Origin of the sequence: uncultured Ruegeria sp. (assembly GCF_947489545.1) — a bacterium.
In the GTDB taxonomy this organism is placed as follows: Bacteria; Pseudomonadota; Alphaproteobacteria; order Rhodobacterales; family Rhodobacteraceae; genus Ruegeria.
Genome location: NZ_CANLDZ010000012.1, coordinates 95,010 through 113,899, shown reverse-complemented (window position 1 = coordinate 113,899; position 18,890 = coordinate 95,010). Strand labels below are relative to the sequence as shown.

The 18,890-nt window shown below is 57.0% G+C and carries 18 protein-coding genes; 12 read left to right on the top strand and 6 right to left on the bottom strand.

Annotated elements, in window-relative coordinates:
- Positions 1–32 precede the first annotated feature (32 nt).
- Both Q1B13_RS16620 and leuC read right to left on the bottom strand, forming a co-directional pair.
- Positions 33–587, bottom strand: a complete 555-nt coding sequence (locus Q1B13_RS16620) for an HdeD family acid-resistance protein (protein WP_299082344.1) — start codon at positions 585–587, stop codon at positions 33–35.
- Between the two features lie 37 nt (positions 588–624).
- Positions 625–2,028, bottom strand: coding sequence for a 3-isopropylmalate dehydratase large subunit (leuC, locus tag Q1B13_RS16615; protein ID WP_299082342.1), 1,404 nt, complete (start codon positions 2,026–2,028; stop codon positions 625–627).
- A gap of 271 nt (positions 2,029–2,299) precedes the next feature.
- Here leuC and Q1B13_RS16610 point away from each other — a divergent pair, with 271 nt between their 5' ends.
- The 4 genes from Q1B13_RS16610 to Q1B13_RS16595 all read left to right on the top strand — a co-directional run bounded on the left by Q1B13_RS16610 (position 2,300) and on the right by Q1B13_RS16595 (position 5,188).
- Complete coding sequence (locus Q1B13_RS16610; RefSeq protein WP_299082340.1) at positions 2,300–3,661, top strand: mechanosensitive ion channel domain-containing protein; 1,362 nt, start codon at positions 2,300–2,302, stop codon at positions 3,659–3,661.
- 162 nt (positions 3,662–3,823) lie between these two features.
- Positions 3,824–4,186, top strand: a complete 363-nt coding sequence (rsfS, locus tag Q1B13_RS16605; RefSeq protein ID WP_050605604.1) for a ribosome silencing factor — start codon at positions 3,824–3,826, stop codon at positions 4,184–4,186.
- Between the two features lie 44 nt (positions 4,187–4,230).
- Positions 4,231–4,701: a 23S rRNA (pseudouridine(1915)-N(3))-methyltransferase RlmH gene (rlmH, locus tag Q1B13_RS16600; protein WP_299082338.1), complete on the top strand. Its 471-nt coding sequence runs from the start codon at positions 4,231–4,233 to the stop codon at positions 4,699–4,701.
- Position 4,702: 1 nt separating this feature from the next.
- Complete coding sequence (locus Q1B13_RS16595; RefSeq protein ID WP_299082336.1) at positions 4,703–5,188, top strand: flavodoxin family protein; 486 nt, start codon at positions 4,703–4,705, stop codon at positions 5,186–5,188.
- 3 nt (positions 5,189–5,191) lie between these two features.
- Here Q1B13_RS16595 and Q1B13_RS16590 read toward each other — a convergent pair whose 3' ends face one another.
- A complete protein-coding gene (locus tag Q1B13_RS16590) occupies positions 5,192–5,539 on the bottom strand; it encodes a hypothetical protein (RefSeq protein WP_298936530.1) in 348 nt (115 codons plus the stop codon).
- A 35-nt stretch (positions 5,540–5,574) separates the two neighbouring features.
- On the bottom strand, positions 5,575–6,285 hold the full coding sequence (locus tag Q1B13_RS16585) for a DUF599 domain-containing protein (protein WP_298936473.1): 711 nt from the start codon (positions 6,283–6,285) through the stop codon (positions 5,575–5,577).
- An 81-nt stretch (positions 6,286–6,366) separates the two neighbouring features.
- Here Q1B13_RS16585 and Q1B13_RS16580 point away from each other — a divergent pair, with 81 nt between their 5' ends.
- The 7 genes from Q1B13_RS16580 to Q1B13_RS16550 all read left to right on the top strand — a co-directional run bounded on the left by Q1B13_RS16580 (position 6,367) and on the right by Q1B13_RS16550 (position 13,623).
- Positions 6,367–7,866: an FAD-linked oxidase C-terminal domain-containing protein gene (locus tag Q1B13_RS16580; protein WP_299082334.1), complete on the top strand. Its 1,500-nt coding sequence runs from the start codon at positions 6,367–6,369 to the stop codon at positions 7,864–7,866.
- Between the two features lie 14 nt (positions 7,867–7,880).
- Complete coding sequence (locus Q1B13_RS16575; protein ID WP_299082332.1) at positions 7,881–8,981, top strand: FAD-binding protein; 1,101 nt, start codon at positions 7,881–7,883, stop codon at positions 8,979–8,981.
- Between the two features lie 4 nt (positions 8,982–8,985).
- Entirely contained in the window at positions 8,986–10,308 is a 1,323-nt protein-coding gene (gene glcF / locus Q1B13_RS16570) for a glycolate oxidase subunit GlcF (RefSeq protein ID WP_299082330.1), read from the top strand.
- 27 nt (positions 10,309–10,335) lie between these two features.
- The gene (locus tag Q1B13_RS16565) at positions 10,336–11,220 is read left to right on the top strand and encodes a trypsin-like peptidase domain-containing protein (protein ID WP_366871108.1); all 885 of its coding nucleotides are present in this window, start codon (positions 10,336–10,338) and stop codon (positions 11,218–11,220) included.
- The gene (locus Q1B13_RS16560) at positions 11,217–12,032 is read left to right on the top strand and encodes a trypsin-like serine protease (protein ID WP_299082328.1); all 816 of its coding nucleotides are present in this window, start codon (positions 11,217–11,219) and stop codon (positions 12,030–12,032) included. Before Q1B13_RS16565 ends, Q1B13_RS16560 begins: the two co-directional genes overlap by 4 nt.
- Before the next feature lie 124 nt (positions 12,033–12,156).
- Positions 12,157–12,624: an Hsp20 family protein gene (locus Q1B13_RS16555; protein WP_298936468.1), complete on the top strand. Its 468-nt coding sequence runs from the start codon at positions 12,157–12,159 to the stop codon at positions 12,622–12,624.
- A gap of 222 nt (positions 12,625–12,846) precedes the next feature.
- Positions 12,847–13,623 (top strand): hypothetical protein, encoded by a 777-nt coding sequence (locus Q1B13_RS16550; protein WP_299082326.1) that lies wholly within the window; start codon positions 12,847–12,849, stop codon positions 13,621–13,623.
- A gap of 98 nt (positions 13,624–13,721) precedes the next feature.
- On the opposite strand, the gene Q1B13_RS16545 is transcribed toward Q1B13_RS16550, so the two are convergent.
- Both Q1B13_RS16545 and Q1B13_RS16540 read right to left on the bottom strand, forming a co-directional pair.
- Positions 13,722–15,905, bottom strand: a complete 2,184-nt coding sequence (locus tag Q1B13_RS16545) for an esterase-like activity of phytase family protein (protein WP_299082324.1) — start codon at positions 15,903–15,905, stop codon at positions 13,722–13,724.
- 156 nt (positions 15,906–16,061) lie between these two features.
- On the bottom strand, positions 16,062–17,537 hold the full coding sequence (locus tag Q1B13_RS16540) for an NAD-dependent succinate-semialdehyde dehydrogenase (RefSeq protein ID WP_299082322.1): 1,476 nt from the start codon (positions 17,535–17,537) through the stop codon (positions 16,062–16,064).
- Between the two features lie 270 nt (positions 17,538–17,807).
- Here Q1B13_RS16540 and Q1B13_RS16535 point away from each other — a divergent pair, with 270 nt between their 5' ends.
- On the top strand, positions 17,808–18,887 hold the full coding sequence (locus Q1B13_RS16535) for a hypothetical protein (protein WP_299082320.1): 1,080 nt from the start codon (positions 17,808–17,810) through the stop codon (positions 18,885–18,887).
- The last annotated feature ends 3 nt before the right edge of the window (positions 18,888–18,890 follow it).

The window sequence follows — 18,890 nt, the reverse complement described above, 5'->3', positions numbered from 1 at the left end:
CTGCGGGAGAGGGCCGCGCCCGTGCCCCGCGTTTAAGCTTCTTTCGCGTCAGTTGTATCGGTTTTGGGTGCGTTCTTGACGAAGAACGCCATGAAGACCAATCCAAACCCGTTGAACAGCATCTCGATGCCCAGCAGAATTCCCAGCAGTTGCAAAAGCACGCCTGGCTCTGCAGCGGCATAAGACCAGATGATGCCGGCGAGGATGATCGACAGGATGCCCGATATCAGCGTGGGCCAGAAAAACTGTGTTCCACGCATCTGAAAGGATAAAAAGACCCGAGCGATCCCACCTGCCAAGAACAGGATCAGGCAGACGGTCGCAAGTGTCAGCGTGCCCTGCAGGGGATGATCAAGGAATGACCAACCCAAAAACAGCATGACCACACCCATGACAAGAGACAGGATCTTGTTGCCGGTTCCTTCAACCGTGAACCCGCCAACAACCTGCAGCGCGCCGCAGATCAGCAACAGCACACCCGTCACCACTGTTACGGCAACAGACGCCACACCAGGTGCGCCGAGCACGAACACGCCAAAGGCAATCGATAAAAGCCCCAGCAGCAGCCATTTGACCCAATCACTCATGTCCTCAATCCCTTATAAGTTGATTTATGTGGGCAGCTTACATCAACTCTCGGACATCTGTCAGCCGTCCTGTGATTGCCGCGGCGGCGGCCATTGCAGGGCTCAGCAAATGGGTCCGCCCGCCGCGTCCCTGGCGACCTTCAAAGTTGCGGTTCGAGGTTGCCGCACAGCGTTCCCCCGGTTGCAATTGATCAGGGTTCATTGCGAGACACATCGAGCATCCGGCCAGGCGCCATTCGAACCCGGCCTCTTTGAAGATCTCGGCAAGACCTTCTTCTTCGGCCTGCGCCCGAACTAGACCAGACCCCGGTACAATCATGGCACGCAAGCCCTCTTTCACCTTTTTACCCTTCAGAATCTCGGCTGCGGCGCGCAGGTCTTCGATCCGACCGTTGGTGCAAGACCCGATAAAGACCGTGTCGATTTCCACATCGCTCAGCTTTTGACCAGCTTCCAGACCCATGTATTCGATCGAACGGCGGGCCGCGTCGACTTTGCCGCCTTCGAAATCTTCGGGGTTCGGCACAGTTGCGGTGATCGGCAGAACATCCTCGGGGCTGGTGCCCCAGGTGACGACGGGCGCGATGTCTTCGCCGCGCAGGGTGATGACCTTGTCGAAATGCGCGTCTTCGTCAGTGAAGAGCGTTTTCCACCAGTTCAATGCGGCTTCCCACTGAGCCCCTTTCGGTGCATGTGGGCGGCCTTTGACGTATTCGAACGTGGTTTCATCCGGGGCAATCAAACCCGCACGGGCGCCGCCTTCAATGGCCATGTTGCAGACAGTCATGCGGCCTTCCATCGACAGATCACGGATCGCTTCACCGCAATATTCGATGACATAGCCCGTACCACCAGCAGTGCCGGTTTCACCGATCACGGCCAAAGTAATGTCTTTGGCGGTCACACCGGGCTGCAGTTTTCCGGTGACCTCGACCTTCATGTTCTTTGATTTCTTCTGGATCAGGGTCTGCGTGGCCAGAACGTGTTCAACTTCGGACGTCCCGATACCATGCGCCAGCGCGCCAAACGCGCCGTGTGTGGCGGTGTGGCTGTCGCCGCAGACAACTGTCATACCAGGCAAAGTCCAACCCTGTTCAGGACCGACGATGTGAACAATGCCCTGTCGGACGTCATGCACCGGATAGTAGTGAATACCGAAGTCCTTGGCGTTCTTGTCCAGCGCTTCGACCTGAATGCGTGATTCCGGGTTTTCGATCCCATTCACGCGGTCCGGCGTGGTTGGTACGTTGTGATCCGGTACGGCGATGGTTTTCTCCGGTGCGCGGACTGGTCGACCGGCCATACGCAGCCCTTCGAAGGCCTGCGGGCTGGTGACTTCGTGCACCAGATGGCGGTCGATATACAGCAAACAGGTTCCATCATCGGCTTCGTGCGCGACATGGGAATCCCAGATCTTGTCATAGAGTGTTTTGGGGGACATCGGTCCTCTCCCGTAGATAATGAGAAATAGCTGGCGAGTGGCTGGGTGCCGCCTATAGGCGGGCCAGAATCGTGCGGGCGGCCCCAAAGAACCGTTCACGCAGGCGCGTGCGGTCTTGCAATGTCGGAGCTGGGGCCAAAAAGACTCTCATGCGCACCAGATATATCGGGCTTCCGCGTCAATCAAGGTTCAATCCCTATTCCGCTTGCGCCCATGGCTTTGGGTTGCATCGCACGCCAGCCTTGTCCAAGCTGCTTTGCAGGAGACTTGCATGAACCAGGATCTGCTACCGGACTCGCTTTCGGACCTCTACGCCAACATGACGGCTGCCTTTTTTTCGCAATTCCAAAACCTGATCGAACTGGTCGTCACGCCGGGCTGGCGGCAGTATCAAATCATCATCATCGTGTTTCTTTGGATGCTGGCCTTCTGCCTGAAGCTGATGACCCAGAGCAGGTGGGAGGAGTGGGCGCGGTCGCGTACAGGTTGGCCCAAATGGCGCTTACGTATTCTGGTTCAGCTGATGCGCCGCCTGACGCTGGTGTATTTCGTGATCCTGTCCTGGGGTCTGTACCTGACAATGCAGCAGGTCACGTGGCCGTCGCGCAGCTATTTGATCGGGGTGTTTGCCACGCTGGCCGTGGCGTGGCTCGTTATTGCGCTACTGGCCCGACTGGTACGTAATCGGACGATCAGGCGGATTTTCAAATGGTCCATGTGGATTTATGCGACGCTGGTCGCGTTGGGGCTGACCGACGATGTCGCTGATTTTCTGGATGGCGTGGCCGTCTCAATTGGTGATCTGAACATCACGGCGTTAGGTATACTCAAGGCTGTTTTGCTGATCGGGGTTCTGCTGACACTTGCCCGCATCGGGGCCGGTGCGGCCGAGCGGGGCCTGAAAAGCAACGACGATATTTCACCTTCGATGCAGGTGCTGCTGGCCAAAGGCATTCAGGTGCTGCTGTTTGGAGCCGTTTTCATGGCGGCAATCCGAACGCTTGGTTTTGACCTGACCGGCATTGCACTTTTATCCGGTGCGATTGGTGTCGGTATTGGTTTTGGGCTGCAAAAAGTGGTGTCCAACCTGATTTCAGGCATCATCATTTTGATGGACCGCTCGATTAAACCGGGCGATGTGATCTCGCTTGGGGATACGTTTGGTTGGATTAATGCGCTGGGCGCGCGCTATGTCTCGGTCGTGACCCGCGACGGGCGCGAATACCTGATTCCGAACGAAGACCTAATCACCAATCAAGTTGTGAACTGGTCACATTCGGACCGTTTCGTGCGGTTGGATCTGGATTTCGGAACAAGCTACGGGGACGATCCCCACAAGGTCCGTGCAGCGGCCATTCGGTCGGTCAAAACCGTCAACCGTGTGCTCAGTGGTGGCAAGCACGAACCTGTCTGCCATATCACCGGTTTTGGCAATAGCAGCGTCGATTATGTTCTGCGGTTCTGGATTAGTGATCCGACCAAAGGGCTGACCAATATCCGGGGCAATATCTATCTGGCGTTATGGGATGCCTTCCAATCCGAGAACATTTCGATTCCCTTCCCACAGCGTGAGGTTCGGCTGCTTGGTGGCGAATCTGACGACGCAGACGGGCAACAACTCGCTAAAGAATGATCCGTCATGTCTGGGCCTCGGTGGCCCTTCATTGAAATGTTGCAATCCGCTTGTTACCTTATATGTACCCCTGCGCCGGGGATTTGTCGGCGCGCAGCAAAGGAGGACTATGTCCTGTCTCTACATACTCAGGCGGGTTTGCCCGCCGATGATGGGGCCAAAATGATGGCCCACTCTCAGTCAATCAGCGACAAGCTGCTTGAACGTATCCTTTCCTCACTTTCCGATGACAAGGCCGAAGATGTTGTGCAGATCAACCTGCAAGGCAAGTCTTCTGTTGCGGATCACATGGTGATTGCCTCGGGTCGGTCGACCCGTCAGGTCTCGGCCATGGCGGAAAAGCTGACGGATCGCATCAAGCAGGAATTCGGTTTCACCTCGAAGGTCGAAGGCAAGGATGCCGGCGACTGGGTGCTGATCGATACGGGCGACGTGATCGTCCATATCTTCCGCCCCGAAGTGCGTGAATTCTATCAGCTGGAAAAGATGTGGCTGCCTCAGGGTGGCAGCGCCTCGGCGAACTGAGGCGCCATCCCGACCTGCATTAACAGGTCGGCGGCGAGAGAAATATGCGTATAAGCATTTGTGCGGTCGGGCGATTGCGTGCCGGACCGGAGAAGACCCTGCTTGACGATTACCTGACCCGATTTGACCGGACCGGCCGCGCACTGGGCCTTGGTCCTGCGTCGGTGGTTGAGGTTGAGGACAAGAAAAACGCGGGCATGGGTGCCGAAGCGGCGCTGCTGCGCAAAGCGGTGCCCAAAGGCGCGGTGATCTGTACTCTGGATGAACGCGGGCGCGTGATGTCTTCGCCTGTTTTCGCGCAGAAATTGGGCGGCTGGCGCGATGCGGGGCGGCAGGATCTGGCGCTGGTCATCGGCGGTGCGGACGGCATCGACCCGTCGCTGCGCGCTGAGGCGGATTTTTCGATCTCATTCGGGTCGATGGTCTGGCCACACATGCTGGTCCGTGTGATGCTGGCCGAGCAACTTTATAGGGCCGCGACCATACTTGCTGGCGGGCCGTATCATCGGGTCTGACATGGCGCAGCTTCTGATCGTCTACCACTCACGCACCGGCGGCAGTCGGCAAATGGCCGAGGCGGCCGCCGATGCTGCGCGGGACGACGCAGAAACCATTCTGAAAACCGCCGATCTGGCGTGCGCGGATGATCTTTTGAAAGCAGATGGCTATGTCTTTTGCGCACCTGAAAATCTGGCGGCGATTTCAGGTGTGATGAAGGACTTCTTTGACCGGAGCTATTACCCTGTGCTGGGCCGCATCGAAGGGCGACCCTATGCGCTGATGGTATGCGCCGGATCCGATGGCGAAAACGCAGCCCGTCAAATGGCGCGGATCGCAACTGGTTGGCGCTTGAAAGAGGTGCAATCGCCATTGATCATCTGCACCCACGCTCAATCACCAGAGTCGATTCTGGCCGAAAAGACCATCCCGGAAAACCAACTGAGTTCCTGTCGCGAGATCGGGGCCGCCATGGCCGCTGGTCTTAGCCTTGGGATCTTTTGAGGCTCAGTTCAACATGACAAGCGTCGTTTCGGTATCCCAGCCGTCGACATTGCACCGCGCTTGAATTTGAACCTGCGTAACGCCTTCCGGAATAACTACGCCGCTTAGCGATCGGGTAAACGGCTGCTCATTCTCATGCGGGTGATGCAGCACTCGCATGCCCAGCTCCGTGCCGTTCATGTCAAGAACCCGCCAGCCATCTGCATAGTGATCCCACCCAGTGTCGGGGTGCCTGATCGTCACGTCGAAGCGCCATGTCTCGCCACTTTGGCTGGCCGAGACGTTCTCGATAACCGACGGGTCGGCAAAAGCGGGCGCAGCCAGAACGGCGCTGAGAATCAAATATCGCATGGGCTGACCATACTGTTTGGTGAATGGCATGGGAATCACGACTCTGTGTTTGGGAGGAGGGTCAAAAGAACTGACCGGGAATGCGATGCAAATTCCCGCCGGTACAAAACACCAACGGTAATAGCGGTGCCCAAAATCAGCGCGACGGGTCCCAATATCCAGGCCAAGGTGGCCAGCGCAAAATAGGTCGCGCGTAGTGCGCGGTTGAAGCTGCGGGCGGCGGTCACGCAGATTTCGGCGGCCTGTGCGGCACGGGGATAGGCCTGCGGATCTTCGGGGTCATTTGGAACTGCGGCCATCAACACAGCGCAATACCCGAACAACCGATGCGCCCAGACGTATTTCAGGAACGCGTTGGCCAAAAGCAGGATCACGGCCAGTATCTTGATTTCCCAAACCAGGGCAGGCGCGCTGCCAATGGCCAGATCGCTGGCAACCCCGGCCAACCGTTCGGTGTTCCCCAGCAGGGCAAGACCGCCGCCAATCGCGATCATGGTTGTCGAGGCAAAAAACGTGCTGCCCTGACGCATCGCCGCCACGACCTGAGCGTCGAACATCCTGGGCTGGCGGGTGACCATCTCACGCATCCAATTGCGGCGAAAGTCGTCCATCATCATCGACACGGATTGCTTGTTCGGCGACGGGTGTTCGATCTTCCAGCCAATCCACTGCCATGCGCCGATCAGCAACAAAACGGCGGCATAGTCCAGTGACGAAAACAACAGGGCGCGGTCGATCCAGGTCATGCCCGCGACAGTACGTCCGGATATCAGAACTTGCCAGACGGAGAAATTGGTAATATTATTTTACCAAATGGAGGATCAGCAATGGAAATGCCCCGGCCAAATCCCGACGTGCTTGCCCGAAAGCAAAACGTGCTTGCACGGTTGCAGCAGGTCCTGCCTGCGGATGCCGTCATTCATGATCCGGCAGAAACAAGGGCGTATGAATGCGACGCGCTGACCGCGTATAGATGCCCGCCGATGTTGGCGGTCCTGCCGTCGACTACGCAGGAAGTCTCGGATGTCTTGCGCATCTGCCATGACGAGGGCGTGCCGGTTGTACCTCGCGGCTCGGGCACATCGTTGGCGGGCGGCGCCCTTCCAACCGCCGATTGCGTGATTCTGGGTATTGCGCGGATGAACGACGTGCTCGAGACCGATTATGACAATCGGTTCATACGGGTTCAGACGGGGCGCACCAATCTGAGTGTGACCGGCTCGGTCGAGGAAGAAGACTTCTTTTATGCCCCCGACCCATCCTCGCAGTTGGCCTGTGCCATTGCGGGTAACATCGCGATGAATTCGGGCGGGGCGCATTGTCTGAAATACGGGGTCACGACCAATAACCTGTTGGGCGTCAAGATGGTCATGATGGATGGCTGTGTGGTCGAGATCGGCGGAGCCCATCTGGATTCAGGCGGTCTGGACCTGCTTGGTGTGATCTGCGGATCCGAAGGGCAGTTGGGCGTCGTGACCGAGGCAACGCTGCGTATTCTGCGCAAGCCCGAGGGCGCGCGGCCCGTCCTGATGGGCTTTGATGACAATGAGGTGGCGGGGCAGTGCGTGTCCGACATCATCAAATCCGGCATTTTGCCCGTGGCGATCGAATTCATGGATACGCTTTGTATCAAGGCGTGCGAGAACTTTGCACATGCTGGATATCCGGATTGCACCGCGCTTTTGATCGTAGAGGTCGAAGGCTCGGAAGCCGAGATCGACTACCAGCTGTCGAAAATCATCGAGATTGCTAAACGCCACAACCCGGTCGAACTGCGCGAAAGCCAATCGGCTGAGGAAAGCGCAAAAATCTGGCTGGGGCGGAAATCGGCCTTTGGTGCCATGGGGCAGATGAATGACTATATGTGTCTGGATGGCACAATCCCGGTCTCATCCTTGCCCGAAGTGCTGCGCCGGATCGGAGAAATGAGCGAGGAATACGGCTTGCCGGTCGGTAACGTTTTTCATGCGGGTGACGGCAACATGCACCCGCTGATCCTGTTTGATGCCAACAAACCCGGTGATCTTGAGAAATGTGAGGCGTTCGGTGCTGAAATCCTGAAGCTGTGTGTGGATGTTGGCGGCTGTCTAACAGGTGAACATGGCGTTGGGATCGAGAAGCGGGATCTGATGTCACATCAATATACGCCGCAGGATCTTGAGGCGCAGATGGCTGTCAAAGACGTCTTCGATCCGCGTTGGCTACTGAACCCGGCCAAGGTGTTTCCGCTGGACGTGTCCGAGCAGCGTCGTTCCGTGCCTATAGCCGCAGAATCGAGGGGCTATGCCCCCGCCGCGCTATGCGCGCCTCCCCCAGAGTATTTTTGAAAAGATGAAGCACCATGAAACCTGAAGCCGAGGCCGATCTGGCCAATATTGTGGCCGATCTGAATCAGCCGGTCCGAATAGTAGGGGGCGGTACGCGAGGTATCATCGGATCCGAACAAGTACTGAGCATTGCGGGTTTGAGTGGAGTATCACTGTATGAACCTGGCGCGTTAACGTTGGTAGCGAAGGCTGGAACGCCGGTTTCTGAGATTGAGGCTGTACTTGCTGCTGAAGGGCAGCAATTGGCGTTCGAGCCGATGGATCATCGTGGCCTGATGGGGACGGATGGCGATCCGACCATTGGTGGTGTGGTTGCCGCGAATGTCTCTGGTCCGCGCCGCATTCAGGCCGGGGCATGCCGCGACTATCTGTTGGGTGTGCGTTATGTCGACGGGCTTGGGCAGGTCATCAAGAACGGTGGCCGGGTGATGAAGAATGTCACTGGCTATGATCTGGTAAAATTGATGGCCGGGTCCTGGGGGACCTTGGGAGTGCTGTCCGAAGTGTCGTTGAAGGTTTTGCCAAAATCAGAGTCGATTGCCGCGTTGGCCGTTCAGGTTGGGAGTGTTGCTCAGGCTGTTCAGACCCTATCTGTAGCACTGAAGTCCCCGTTTGAGGTCAGCGGCGCGGCATATGATCCGGCAGCAGGGCACGTGCTGTTGCGGCTTGAAGGCTTTGCAGATTCGGTTGCGTACCGGGTTGACCGGTTGAAAACCGAATTGGCTGGGTTTGGCGAAATTTCAGAGATCGAAGACACCGAAACGCTTTGGCGTTCCGTGCGCGATGTCAGCATGTTCAGCGATGTCGAAGGTGATGTCTGGCGCATCTCGGTCAAACCGGGTGCGGCTTCTGAAATTGCGGCAAGGTTAGAGGCAGAAAAGTTGCTGTTCGATTGGGGCGGCGGATTGATCTGGGCATTGGTTCCTGAAGGCTCGGATGTTCGCACGCGATTAGGTGCGTTTGAGGGTCACGCGTCACTGGTGCGGGCGGATGTCGAAACGGTTCAGGCCTTGGGCCGATTTCAGCCTGAAGCTGCGGGCGTTGTTGCGTTGTCGCAAGGACTGCGGCAACGGTTCGATCCCAATGGGATCTTCAATCCGGGTCTGATGGGGTAGGCGGATGCAGACGACTTTTTCGGACAAGCAGTTGCAGGATCCCGCGATCCAGAGATCGAACGAAATCCTGCGCAGCTGCGTGCATTGCGGGTTTTGTACCGCGACCTGCCCGACCTATCAGGTTCTTGGGGATGAACTGGATAGCCCAAGAGGGCGTATCTATCTGATCAAGGACATGCTTGAGAATGAGCGTGTGCCGGATGAGAAAACCGTCAAACATATCGACCGATGCCTGTCCTGTCTGGCGTGCATGACAACCTGTCCGTCGGGCGTGCATTACATGCATCTGGTCGATCACGCGCGGGAATATATCGAGGACAACTACAAACGACCATTCTCGGACCGCGTACTAAGATGGATTCTGGCGCAGATCTTGCCTTATCCAATGCGGTTTCGGTGGGCTTTGATCGGGGCCAAACTGGGCCGCCCCTTCCGGTTCCTGATGCCTGATGCACGATTGCGTGCAATGTTGGATATGGCGCCCAAGCATATTCCACCGGTCAGTCGGAATGATGACCCACAAAGCTTTGCACCCAAGGGTCCACGCAAAAAACGCGTCGCGCTTATGACCGGGTGCGCACAAAAGGCACTGAACCCGGATATCAACGATGCCACGATCCGGCTTTTGACCCGTCTGGGGTGCGAAGTTGTGGTGGCCGAGGGGGCGGGATGCTGCGGGGCCCTTACCCATCACATGGGTAAAAGTCGGGAGAGCCACACAGCGGCGGCGGCCAACATTAGGGCCTGGACGCGCGAGATGGACAGTGACGGCTTGGATGCCATCGTCATCAACACCTCTGGCTGCGGGACAGCGGTCAAGGATTACGGGCATATGTTCCGCAATGACGTTCTGGCGGAAGATGCGCAGCGAGTATCGGCAGTCGCGATGGATATCAGCGAATTGCTGATGCAACTGGATTTGCCAACCGCGGATGACACGGGATTGACCGTTGCCTATCACGCGGCCTGTTCGCTGCAGCATGGCCAGAAGATCAAAACTTACCCAAAGGATCTGCTGAAACGTGCGGGGTTCACTGTTGTGGAACCGGCGGACAGCCATCTGTGTTGCGGCAGTGCGGGGACCTACAACCTGATGCAGCCCGAGATTTCGGCGCAGCTGAAACAGCGCAAGGTCCGAACGCTGGAAGCAAAAAAACCGGATGTCATCGCGGCGGGCAATATTGGATGCATGATGCAGATCGGCTCTGGCACCAGCATCCCGATCGTGCATACGGTCGAGCTGCTGGATTGGGTCACTGGCGGTCCTGAACCACGCGGTCTGAGGCACGGCGACGGTGTCGATCTAAATGTGCCAATCCTGCGATAGCAGTTTGCTGATGCAGACCAGCATCAGTTGCGCCTGAAAACCGGGCGCAACACCACCGCCCTATTTTCGCCCAACGCGGCACATAAGACACTTACCTCGGGGTATTTGCCGGAGAACCGCGTGCGGAACTGGATCATGGCCATCGCGATCAGTGTGCTGCCTATCGCGGCCACGGCGCAGGATTCCGGGCTAAAAAGCCTGGAGACATCTGATTCCGGACGGGATTGGATGGCTGTGGGGCGTCTGGATATCGCGGGTGGCGGGTTTTGCACCGGAACACTGGTATCGCCCGACCTTGTCCTGACAGCCGCGCATTGCTTGTTTGACAAGGCAACCGGTAAGAGGGTCAATCCGTCGGATATCGAGTTTCTTGCGGGTTGGCGCCTGGGGCGTGCACTGGCATATCGAACCGCGCGCCAGGCGGTTGTTCATCCAGATTATAAGTATAGCGCAATAGCCTCCAAAGACCGGGTTCGTGCAGATATTGCGCTGATCGAGCTTTGGCAGCCAATCAGAAGTACATCCGTTGTTCCGTTTGAAACAGGTGTTCAACCAACCCGGGGTGAAGACGTGGGTGTCGTATCCTATGCGCAGGACCGGGCCGAGGCGCCCTCGCTTCAGCAGGTCTGCTCGGTCATGAACCGCAATTCGGGGATTCTGGTGATGTCCTGTGACGTGAATTTCGGCTCATCCGGTGCCCCGGTTTTTTCGTTCTCTGAAACACGTCCTCAGATCGTGTCGGTCGTCGCAGCCAAGGCCAGCATGGATGGCCAAAGCGTGGCGATTGCAACTTCCGTTGAAAACTCGCTGGAATTGCTGCGCGCCGAGCTTGATGCAGGTCGCGGCTATGGCTTGTCCGCGCCTGGAAATGACACTGGCAAGAATGTCGGCGCGAGGTTTATTCGGCCATGATCAGAAGTCTTACAATCTCTTTGCTTTGCCTGTCGATGGCCGCGACCGCCGGATATGCACAAAGCAGCAAGCGCAAATTGACCGATCGGGATGATCTGTATGGCTGGGAAGCGATTGGCCGACTGGACATTGGCACCGTTTCCTTTTGCACCGGTACATTGATCGCGCAGGATATTGTTCTGACCGCAGCCCACTGTGCTTTGGACAAGAAAACTGGCAAAGCCTATTTGCCGGGCGAGGTCACATTCCGGGCCGGGCTCAGCAATGGGGCGGCCCTGGCGGACCGCAAGGTTGTGCAAATTGCATCCCACCCCGGCTATGGCACCAATGACGTGCTATCGCCTAGCAGCATCCGGGTCGACGTCGCATTGATGCGATTGGAAGAACCGATCCCCTACTCGGTCGCGGATCCCTTTGCCCTGTACAGTGGGCGCGTGTCTGGGAAAGAGATCAGCATCGCCTCGTACGGGCGGGGACGATCCGAGACGATCACGCGCGAGCGGTCCTGCCGCATGCTTGAACGCCGGCAAGGTCTGATCACCTTTGATTGCGATGTCACTTTCGGTTCATCAGGCTCGGCCATTCTGGCCAAGAACGGCCCGCGTTGGCAGATTTTGTCGGTCGTCTCGGCGGTGGGGTTCCACCGTGGCAAGAAAATTGGTTTTGGCATGGAACTGGCGGAAGTTGTAGCCGATCTCAAAATGATCCTGCGCCGCGATGCGCCGCAGCCAAAGCCTACAATCCGCAGGCTGCAGGTTGGTTCGGATAAGTCCAGTTCAGGGGCTAAATTCATCAGTTCCGGAGGGGGTTGAACTCGGCCAAATCGCTACCCATGTGAATTGTACCGGGTCGCCAAATATGGGGCTCGGTACCAATCACCGCCCGTCCATTAGGAGGGCCTATTTCGTAAATCGCTCAAGAATGAGGATACGACACATGCGTAGTTTTGATTTTGCACCGCTGCACCGCGCCACCATTGGTTTCGACCAGATCGCAGACATGATGGACCGTGTACTGACCAATGACGTGGCTCAGCCTAGCTATCCACCATACAACATCGAAAAAACCGATGCTGACACCTACCGGATTTCAGTAGCCGTCGCCGGATTTTCCGAAAATGACCTGTCGGTCGAAATGAAGGAGAATTCACTGCTCGTGGCCGGTAAGAAATCGACCGAGGACAAAGAGCGCAGCTATTTGCACCGCGGCATCGCGACCCGCGCATTCGAGCGTCGCTTTGCTCTGGCCGATCATGTTCGTGTCACAGGTGCCAGCCATGAGAACGGCATGCTGAATATCGACCTGAAACGGGAAGTCCCCGAAGCACTGAAACCGCGCCGGATCGAGATTTCTTCGGCCAATGCGATCGAGAAGGACGTGGTTGACGCCAAAGCCGTGAACTAAGGCTTATGAAAATCGTGCGGTAATCCTCTCCTCCCTTGGATTGTCGCAACACGCGCCCCGCGTTCCTCCAGACGCGGGGCGTTGTTTGTAGCAAGGGGTGAAATGTAGGAAAGCTATGCTGTCGGTCGCCGCACCCTGATTGCAGCCTCTTAAATTGAGTGACAAGATCGCTCTTGAAAGAGTGAGAATGCGCAGTGATTGGATCGAAGAAAGGAATGCCGATTGGGCGAAGGTGACTTTGGCATACTTTATGCCTTGCTTGTTTTGTCGCCTTACATTGCCGTGGGCTTGTTTTGTCTGATTGGAGTGTTTCTTCTTCTTAGAGCCGGGCGTGGATCAAAGACTGTTGGCGGTGGTATGCTCGTTGTTGCGGCCTTGGGTGTTTTTGGAATTCCCGCCCTTAACAGCATTCAGCAAAACAACACGACGAATGAATTTCTAGCAGCTGCTGTGTTGCCTGATTCCATTGGAATGAACGCCTCCAACATTCTGGTCGTAGGATCACAGTCTCCAGATTGCGCTTTGATATGCGCCAAAATGATTGATGGCGGATATGCGTCTGAGATTACCGAGGTTCGCATCGGTCAGGGTCCGTCCGAAGAAATCTATCGCCCAGGCCCGTTTGATCTCACGCGTTTGAAAGGCTTTACCCAGGATGCAAACGGACGAACACTGGTCGCGAAACAGGTTACTGATCAGGTTGAGTACGTTCTTTTTAACGAAACACACTGGCTGTCTTACCACGACAAGCAGTCATTCCTACAGTTTCCTGAGCAGGCCTACAGTGGCGTTTTCCTGTTTCGGGTGATGGATCCGCGTGCGTTTGATGTCCCGCAAGCCGAGCTTCTTTTGCGCATCTATCAATCCGAACAGAAAGAAAACAAGTTTCTTTGGTTCTCTGAAACTTCCAATGATCGATCCCTGCCTAGCGACGCGCAAATCGCACAGATATTCGACGACGTCCTGTCGAAAGGTGCAACTCTAGCCGTCGAGCAATGAATTGCGACGGGCTTGCGTAAGGCACGAATGTCACGTTCATTGGACCCAGTACCGCCCCGCGCGCTTGTGTGCGGGGCGGTAGGTGCAGCGCGGTCTGGTCAATTCCCGGCCGTTACCGATCCTATCGACCAGAGCATCGTTTCGCCCGAGGCGTCGTCGACTCCGTCATTGTCGGTCATCACGAACGCTTCGCCCGAAGACAGGATGGCGAGACCTTCGATCTTGTCCAAGACATAGCCACCCGTCGAAGTCAGGTCGGGCAGCAGGTCGCGGACCAGCTCCTTGCTGACCACGGGCAGTTCGCCGCCCAGCGGGGCAGGGGTCATTTCTGACAGCGGGATGCGATAGACCTTTTTAGTCACCGCCCAGTGGTCGTGTTGGTTGTCGCGTTCGATGACGTACACATGATCACCAAAGGCCACGATTTCCGACAGGCCGACCCAACCGGTTTCGGGATCGGCTTTTGGATAGTGCACGGCGCCCCATTCCTTGGTCTCAAGGTTATAGGCGACCAGCTTGACGTGGTTTTCGGGATCGTCCTTCCACTCACGTTGAACGGCCATCCACAGGGTGTCACCGACCTTGGTGATACCCTCAAAGCCGAAGCGTTTTTCAACGGCCATCAGTTCCTGTGGCAGGCCGATCTCGCCCTTGCGGTCCTTGATCAAGCCGTCCTGCGAGACGTGGTAGATCGCGTGCGGGATGACGCGGTCTGTTCGGCCTTCCGAGGCGACATAGAATCCGCCTTCACCGTCAAGCGTGATGCCTTCCAGATCTAGTTTCTGCGCCGCGTTGCCGTCCTGGCGGTGGATGCGGATGACGTCTACGATGCGGGCGGGCTGTTGGCTGGGGTCGATCTTGAAGATGGAGGGCTGGAAGCCGTAAAAGCTGTCATTTACGGCATAGATCATGCCGTCCTCGTCCGCGACCAGACCGGATAGCGCGCCCCATCCGATCAACTCATCCGCACCTTCCGAGGTCAGGTGCGGATAGGTGGCGGGCGCGTCCTGATACTCGTAAATCATGACGTGGGCACGCGGGCCGCCATCTTCGATCAGGTCTTTTTCATTGGCCGAGATCAGCAGGTTACGCTCGGGGATCGCCACATAGCCTTCGGGGCCAACGCCCGAGGGCAGCAGCTGCTTCAGAACCGGGCTGGCCGGGTCCGTGGCATCATAGACACCGACGACCGAGGCGCGTTCTGCTCCGACAAAGATCATTGGCGTATCGCCGAAAGTGGCCGCCGTCACGCTTTCGGGTTCCACGCCTTTGCTGTCGGACCGTTTGTCGGGGTAGTGGCCGATCTGAATGATGGCCTTTTCGAACTCGGTACCGTTTTCATAAACGACGTTGCCGTCCTTGTGGAAAATCGTCCATCCGCGTGAACCGCCCTTGTAGTCGCCTTCATTTGCGGTGGCGAAGTGGTTGTCGTCGATCCATTTGACCGCATCAGGTTCGCGCAGGCGTCCCTTTTGGCTTTCGGTAAAGATCAGCGCGCCGCGTTCGTCTGTGGCGTCAATGCCTTCCAGGTCAACGCTGCCAGCCGAGAAATGGTTGATTACGATGCCATCCTTGTCGACAACCGCGATGTGGTTGTTTTCCTGCAAGGTGATGACCGTTTCACCTAGGCCGTTGATGTCCACGAATTCAGGCTCAGGATCGGTGGGTGCAACTTCGGCCAGGCCGGTCAGGTTGGCCATTTTCATCGCCGCGCACTCCATGGCGCCGTCTTTCAGTGGGACCAGTGCCAGAGACCCGGCCGGCAACTGCGGGATGATCCCGTCATTCAGGTCTTCGTCGCGCTCGTTTTCGATCGCGACGGCGACAAAGCTGCCATCAGGGGCAATGGCGACACTGTCGGGTTGGCCACCCAGGTCACAGGCGCCGGTTTCCGCTTTGCTTGAAACATCGACCGAGATCAGCTTGCCGGAAGGCGCGGTGTAGCTTTCGGATGTGTTAATCCCGACAAACGCAGTTGTGCCGACGATTGCAACGGATGTCGGTTCACCACCCACATCCATTGCGCCGGCAGGGGCGGGATTGGCCGGGTCAGTGATATCGATCATGCCGATCGCACCCAGCGGGCTGTCGGTGTAAACCAGCGTCATGCCATCCACGGTGGCGGCGATGATCTCGGGTGAGGTTTCGCGGTTGGTGTCCGCGCCTTCGGCCATGTTCTTCACGACGGGGAAGGACGCAATTCTGTTGAAATTCATCTCTGCCATGGCCTGACCGGCGGTCAGGGCAAGGGCAGATGCCAGGCAAACAAAGCGCAATGACATCGGTTGGTATCCTCTCTCACTTGGATGAGAGTGGGATGGCCGTCGTTGATTGCAGATTTGTGACGCTTTGAATGCGCTTTTGTGACAAGCGGCGAAAAACTGGGGATGAATTACGCGGCCCCCGTCCGGGCACCCAAAACCAAGGGCCGCTTGTGATCAGACCGCCATGCAGATGTATTTCATCTCCAGGTAATCCTCCATCCCGTGATGGCTGCCTTCGCGTCCCAGACCAGACTGCTTTATGCCGCCGAACGGACCCAGTTCGGACGAGATGATGCCAGTGTTTACGCCGACGATACCGTATTCAAGCGCCTCGGCCACTTTGTAAACGCGGCTCAGATCTTTGGCATAGAAATAAGAGGCCAGGCCAAAGATCGTATCGTTGGCCATCGCGATTACATCATCCTCGTCTTCAAACTTGAACAACGGTGCCAGCGGGCCAAAGGTTTCTTCCTGAGCAACTTTCATATCTTGAGTAACCCCGGTGACGATGGTCGGCTGAAAGAAGGTGCCGCCCAGATCATGCGGCAGGCCGCCGGTCAGAACCTGACCACCATGAGCGGTGACATCCGCGATGTGATCCTGAACTTTGACGACCGCCTTTTCGTTGATCAGCGGACCAGTTGTGACGCCTTCGGACAGACCATCGCCAACAGACAGCGCTTCGGTCGCTGCTTTCAGCTTGGCGGCGAAAGCGTCATAGACACCAGCCTGTACGTAGATACGGTTGGCGCATACGCAAGTCTGACCGTTGTTGCGGAACTTGCACATCATTGCGCCCTCGACGGCCGCATCCAGATCAGCATCGTCGAAAACAATGAACGGTGCATTTCCGCCCAGTTCCATCGAGCACTTCATGACCTGCTCCGCAGCCTGCCGCAGCAGGATCCGCCCCACCTGGGTCGAGCCGGTAAAGGTCAGTTTGCGCACGCCCGGGTTTTCGCAGAATTCCTTACCGATTTCACTGGCGTTCACCGAAGGGACAACATTGAACACGCCTGCTGGAATGCCTGCACGGTCGGCCAGAACGGCCAGTGCCAACGCCGAAAGCGGGGTTTCTTCGGATGGGCGTGCAACAAAGGCGCACCCGGCGGCCAGCGCAGGCGCGGCCTTGCGCGTGATCATGGCGTTGGGGAAGTTCCATGGCGTGATCGAGGCCGCAACACCAATCGGCTGTTTCAAAACTGTGATCCGTTTGTCGCGCTGATGCCCGGGGATGGTTTCTCCGTAGACGCGCTTGGCCTGTTCGCCAAAGAACTCGATGAAAGAAGCACCATAGCCGATCTCACCCACGGCTTCGGCCAACGGCTTACCCTGTTCGGCGGTCAGGATTTTTCCCAGATCCTCGGCGCTGCCCATCATCAGGTCGAACCAGCGCCGCAGGATCACTGCGCGCTCTTTCCCGGTCAGTTTGGCCCATTCTTTCTGAGCGGCCTCGGCCTGGGCAATGGCGCCCGCAACCTGTGCGCGGCTCAGATCGGCAACCTCGGTCAAAACATCGCCGCGTGCCGGGTTTGTGACAGGAAAGCTCCCGTTATCACCGTCCACCCACTGACCTCCGATATAGGCTTTGGTCGCTAGCAATTCGGGGTCCTTCAGGATCGATTTCAGATCGGTTGTTGCGTCCAGCATAGCTTGGCCTCCGGCAGGAAAAGAATTGGGTGCACACAATCAGGTGGGGCGGGTCTTGTCTAGGACCACTCCGCCTGTCGGATCAATCCAGATCGTATAAAATTCAGGCGATGCGCGGCGTACCAAATCTTCTTTGGATTGCCCTGTCTTGCCTATCTTTTTCGCTGCGATTTTGCCAAAGTCCCAATAAATTGTGCGCCCAAGGGGATGTAAACTATGTTAACATTCCCTATCTTATTGGGCAATTGAAGAAAAACAGGGATAGCAAAGATGTCGAACCAGCAATTCGAAGCGTTGATTGAAGAGACTCAGACAAAGGTGCGTGAGTCGCAGTCGCAGATCGAAGGTCTGACATCTCGGATCGAAGCCGCCCGCGCCAAGATCGGAACCGCCGAGGCGGATATAGACATCGAAAACGCGACGCTTGAGGATGTGCATGCCCATACCGAGGTGATGAACGCCAACATTGCCGAGCTGATCATGGGTCTGGACGATGTCACCAGCGCTTTTTCCAAGGATTTCGACGAAATGCGCTCGAAATCCGGGTGGGAATCGTTTGTCGGCATCTTCTCGAAAGGCAAGTCCGAGTCGATGCGACAGGAACGTATGCGCACCGCCAATATTGACGACAAGCTGCAAGATCTGATCGCCAAATCGGATGTGATCGTGAAGCTGCTGGAGGGACAGCTATCTGTGTTGGAAGAACAGCGCGTGAAAGTCGAAGACAACTTGACCGGCACGCTGGACGACCGTGAAGCCACCGTGGCCGAGTTGGAGGCGCTGCGCACTGAAATACAGGGCATGGATCCGACAATCATCACGCTGGAAAACAAGATCAGCGTCGAACAGGATGCCGCAGCGCGGACACAGCTGGAAACCGAACTGGCCGAGCTGAACAAGCAATATAACGCCAAGGTTCAGGAAGAGCAGGTCAAGTTGGCCAAGTCACAAACGCTCGAACGCTACATCGAAAAGGGAAAGACCTGGGTCGATTCACTGCAGAACCAGGCGGCGACGCAGATGGTGCTGATCAACAAGCTGCAGACAGACACGCAACAGCGCGTGGTGCTGTACGATGCCCTGACCAAATCGCTGAAAACCGCGCAGCAGCAGGACGTCGCCCACCGCATCAACGAGATCGGTGTGCAGACCGATCAAGAAGCGCAAACCGCCATGGCCTCAATCGGCACCGCGACCAACCAGAAGATGGCCGACATGCTCGAGGCGCATGAGGACCACATGGTCTTTGCCCGCGACGTGCTGGAGAAAAAGGCCAAGGCGGATGAACGCTTTGCCCGCCGGTTCGCCTCGATTGTCGAGAAGCATGATAAGAATTTGTATGGGGGTTAAAGC

Bases quoted from the DNA above. Each gene is read 5' to 3' on its own strand.
- Q1B13_RS16620 (WP_299082344.1), bottom strand. From the start codon at position 587: ATGAGTGATTGGGTCAAATGGCTGCTGCTGGGGCTTTTATCGATTGCC.
- leuC (WP_299082342.1), bottom strand. From the start codon at position 2,028: ATGTCCCCCAAAACACTCTATGACAAGATCTGGGATTCCCATGTCGCG.
- Q1B13_RS16610 (WP_299082340.1), top strand. From the start codon at position 2,300: ATGAACCAGGATCTGCTACCGGACTCGCTTTCGGACCTCTACGCCAAC.
- rsfS (WP_050605604.1), top strand. From the start codon at position 3,824: ATGATGGCCCACTCTCAGTCAATCAGCGACAAGCTGCTTGAACGTATC.
- rlmH (WP_299082338.1), top strand. From the start codon at position 4,231: ATGCGTATAAGCATTTGTGCGGTCGGGCGATTGCGTGCCGGACCGGAG.
- Q1B13_RS16595 (WP_299082336.1), top strand. From the start codon at position 4,703: ATGGCGCAGCTTCTGATCGTCTACCACTCACGCACCGGCGGCAGTCGG.
- Q1B13_RS16590 (WP_298936530.1), bottom strand. From the start codon at position 5,539: ATGCGATATTTGATTCTCAGCGCCGTTCTGGCTGCGCCCGCTTTTGCC.
- Q1B13_RS16585 (WP_298936473.1), bottom strand. From the start codon at position 6,285: ATGACCTGGATCGACCGCGCCCTGTTGTTTTCGTCACTGGACTATGCC.
- Q1B13_RS16580 (WP_299082334.1), top strand. From the start codon at position 6,367: ATGGAAATGCCCCGGCCAAATCCCGACGTGCTTGCCCGAAAGCAAAAC.
- Q1B13_RS16575 (WP_299082332.1), top strand. From the start codon at position 7,881: ATGAAACCTGAAGCCGAGGCCGATCTGGCCAATATTGTGGCCGATCTG.
- glcF (WP_299082330.1), top strand. From the start codon at position 8,986: ATGCAGACGACTTTTTCGGACAAGCAGTTGCAGGATCCCGCGATCCAG.
- Q1B13_RS16560 (WP_299082328.1), top strand. From the start codon at position 11,217: ATGATCAGAAGTCTTACAATCTCTTTGCTTTGCCTGTCGATGGCCGCG.
- Q1B13_RS16555 (WP_298936468.1), top strand. From the start codon at position 12,157: ATGCGTAGTTTTGATTTTGCACCGCTGCACCGCGCCACCATTGGTTTC.
- Q1B13_RS16545 (WP_299082324.1), bottom strand. From the start codon at position 15,905: ATGTCATTGCGCTTTGTTTGCCTGGCATCTGCCCTTGCCCTGACCGCC.
- Q1B13_RS16540 (WP_299082322.1), bottom strand. From the start codon at position 17,537: ATGCTGGACGCAACAACCGATCTGAAATCGATCCTGAAGGACCCCGAA.
- Q1B13_RS16535 (WP_299082320.1), top strand. From the start codon at position 17,808: ATGTCGAACCAGCAATTCGAAGCGTTGATTGAAGAGACTCAGACAAAG.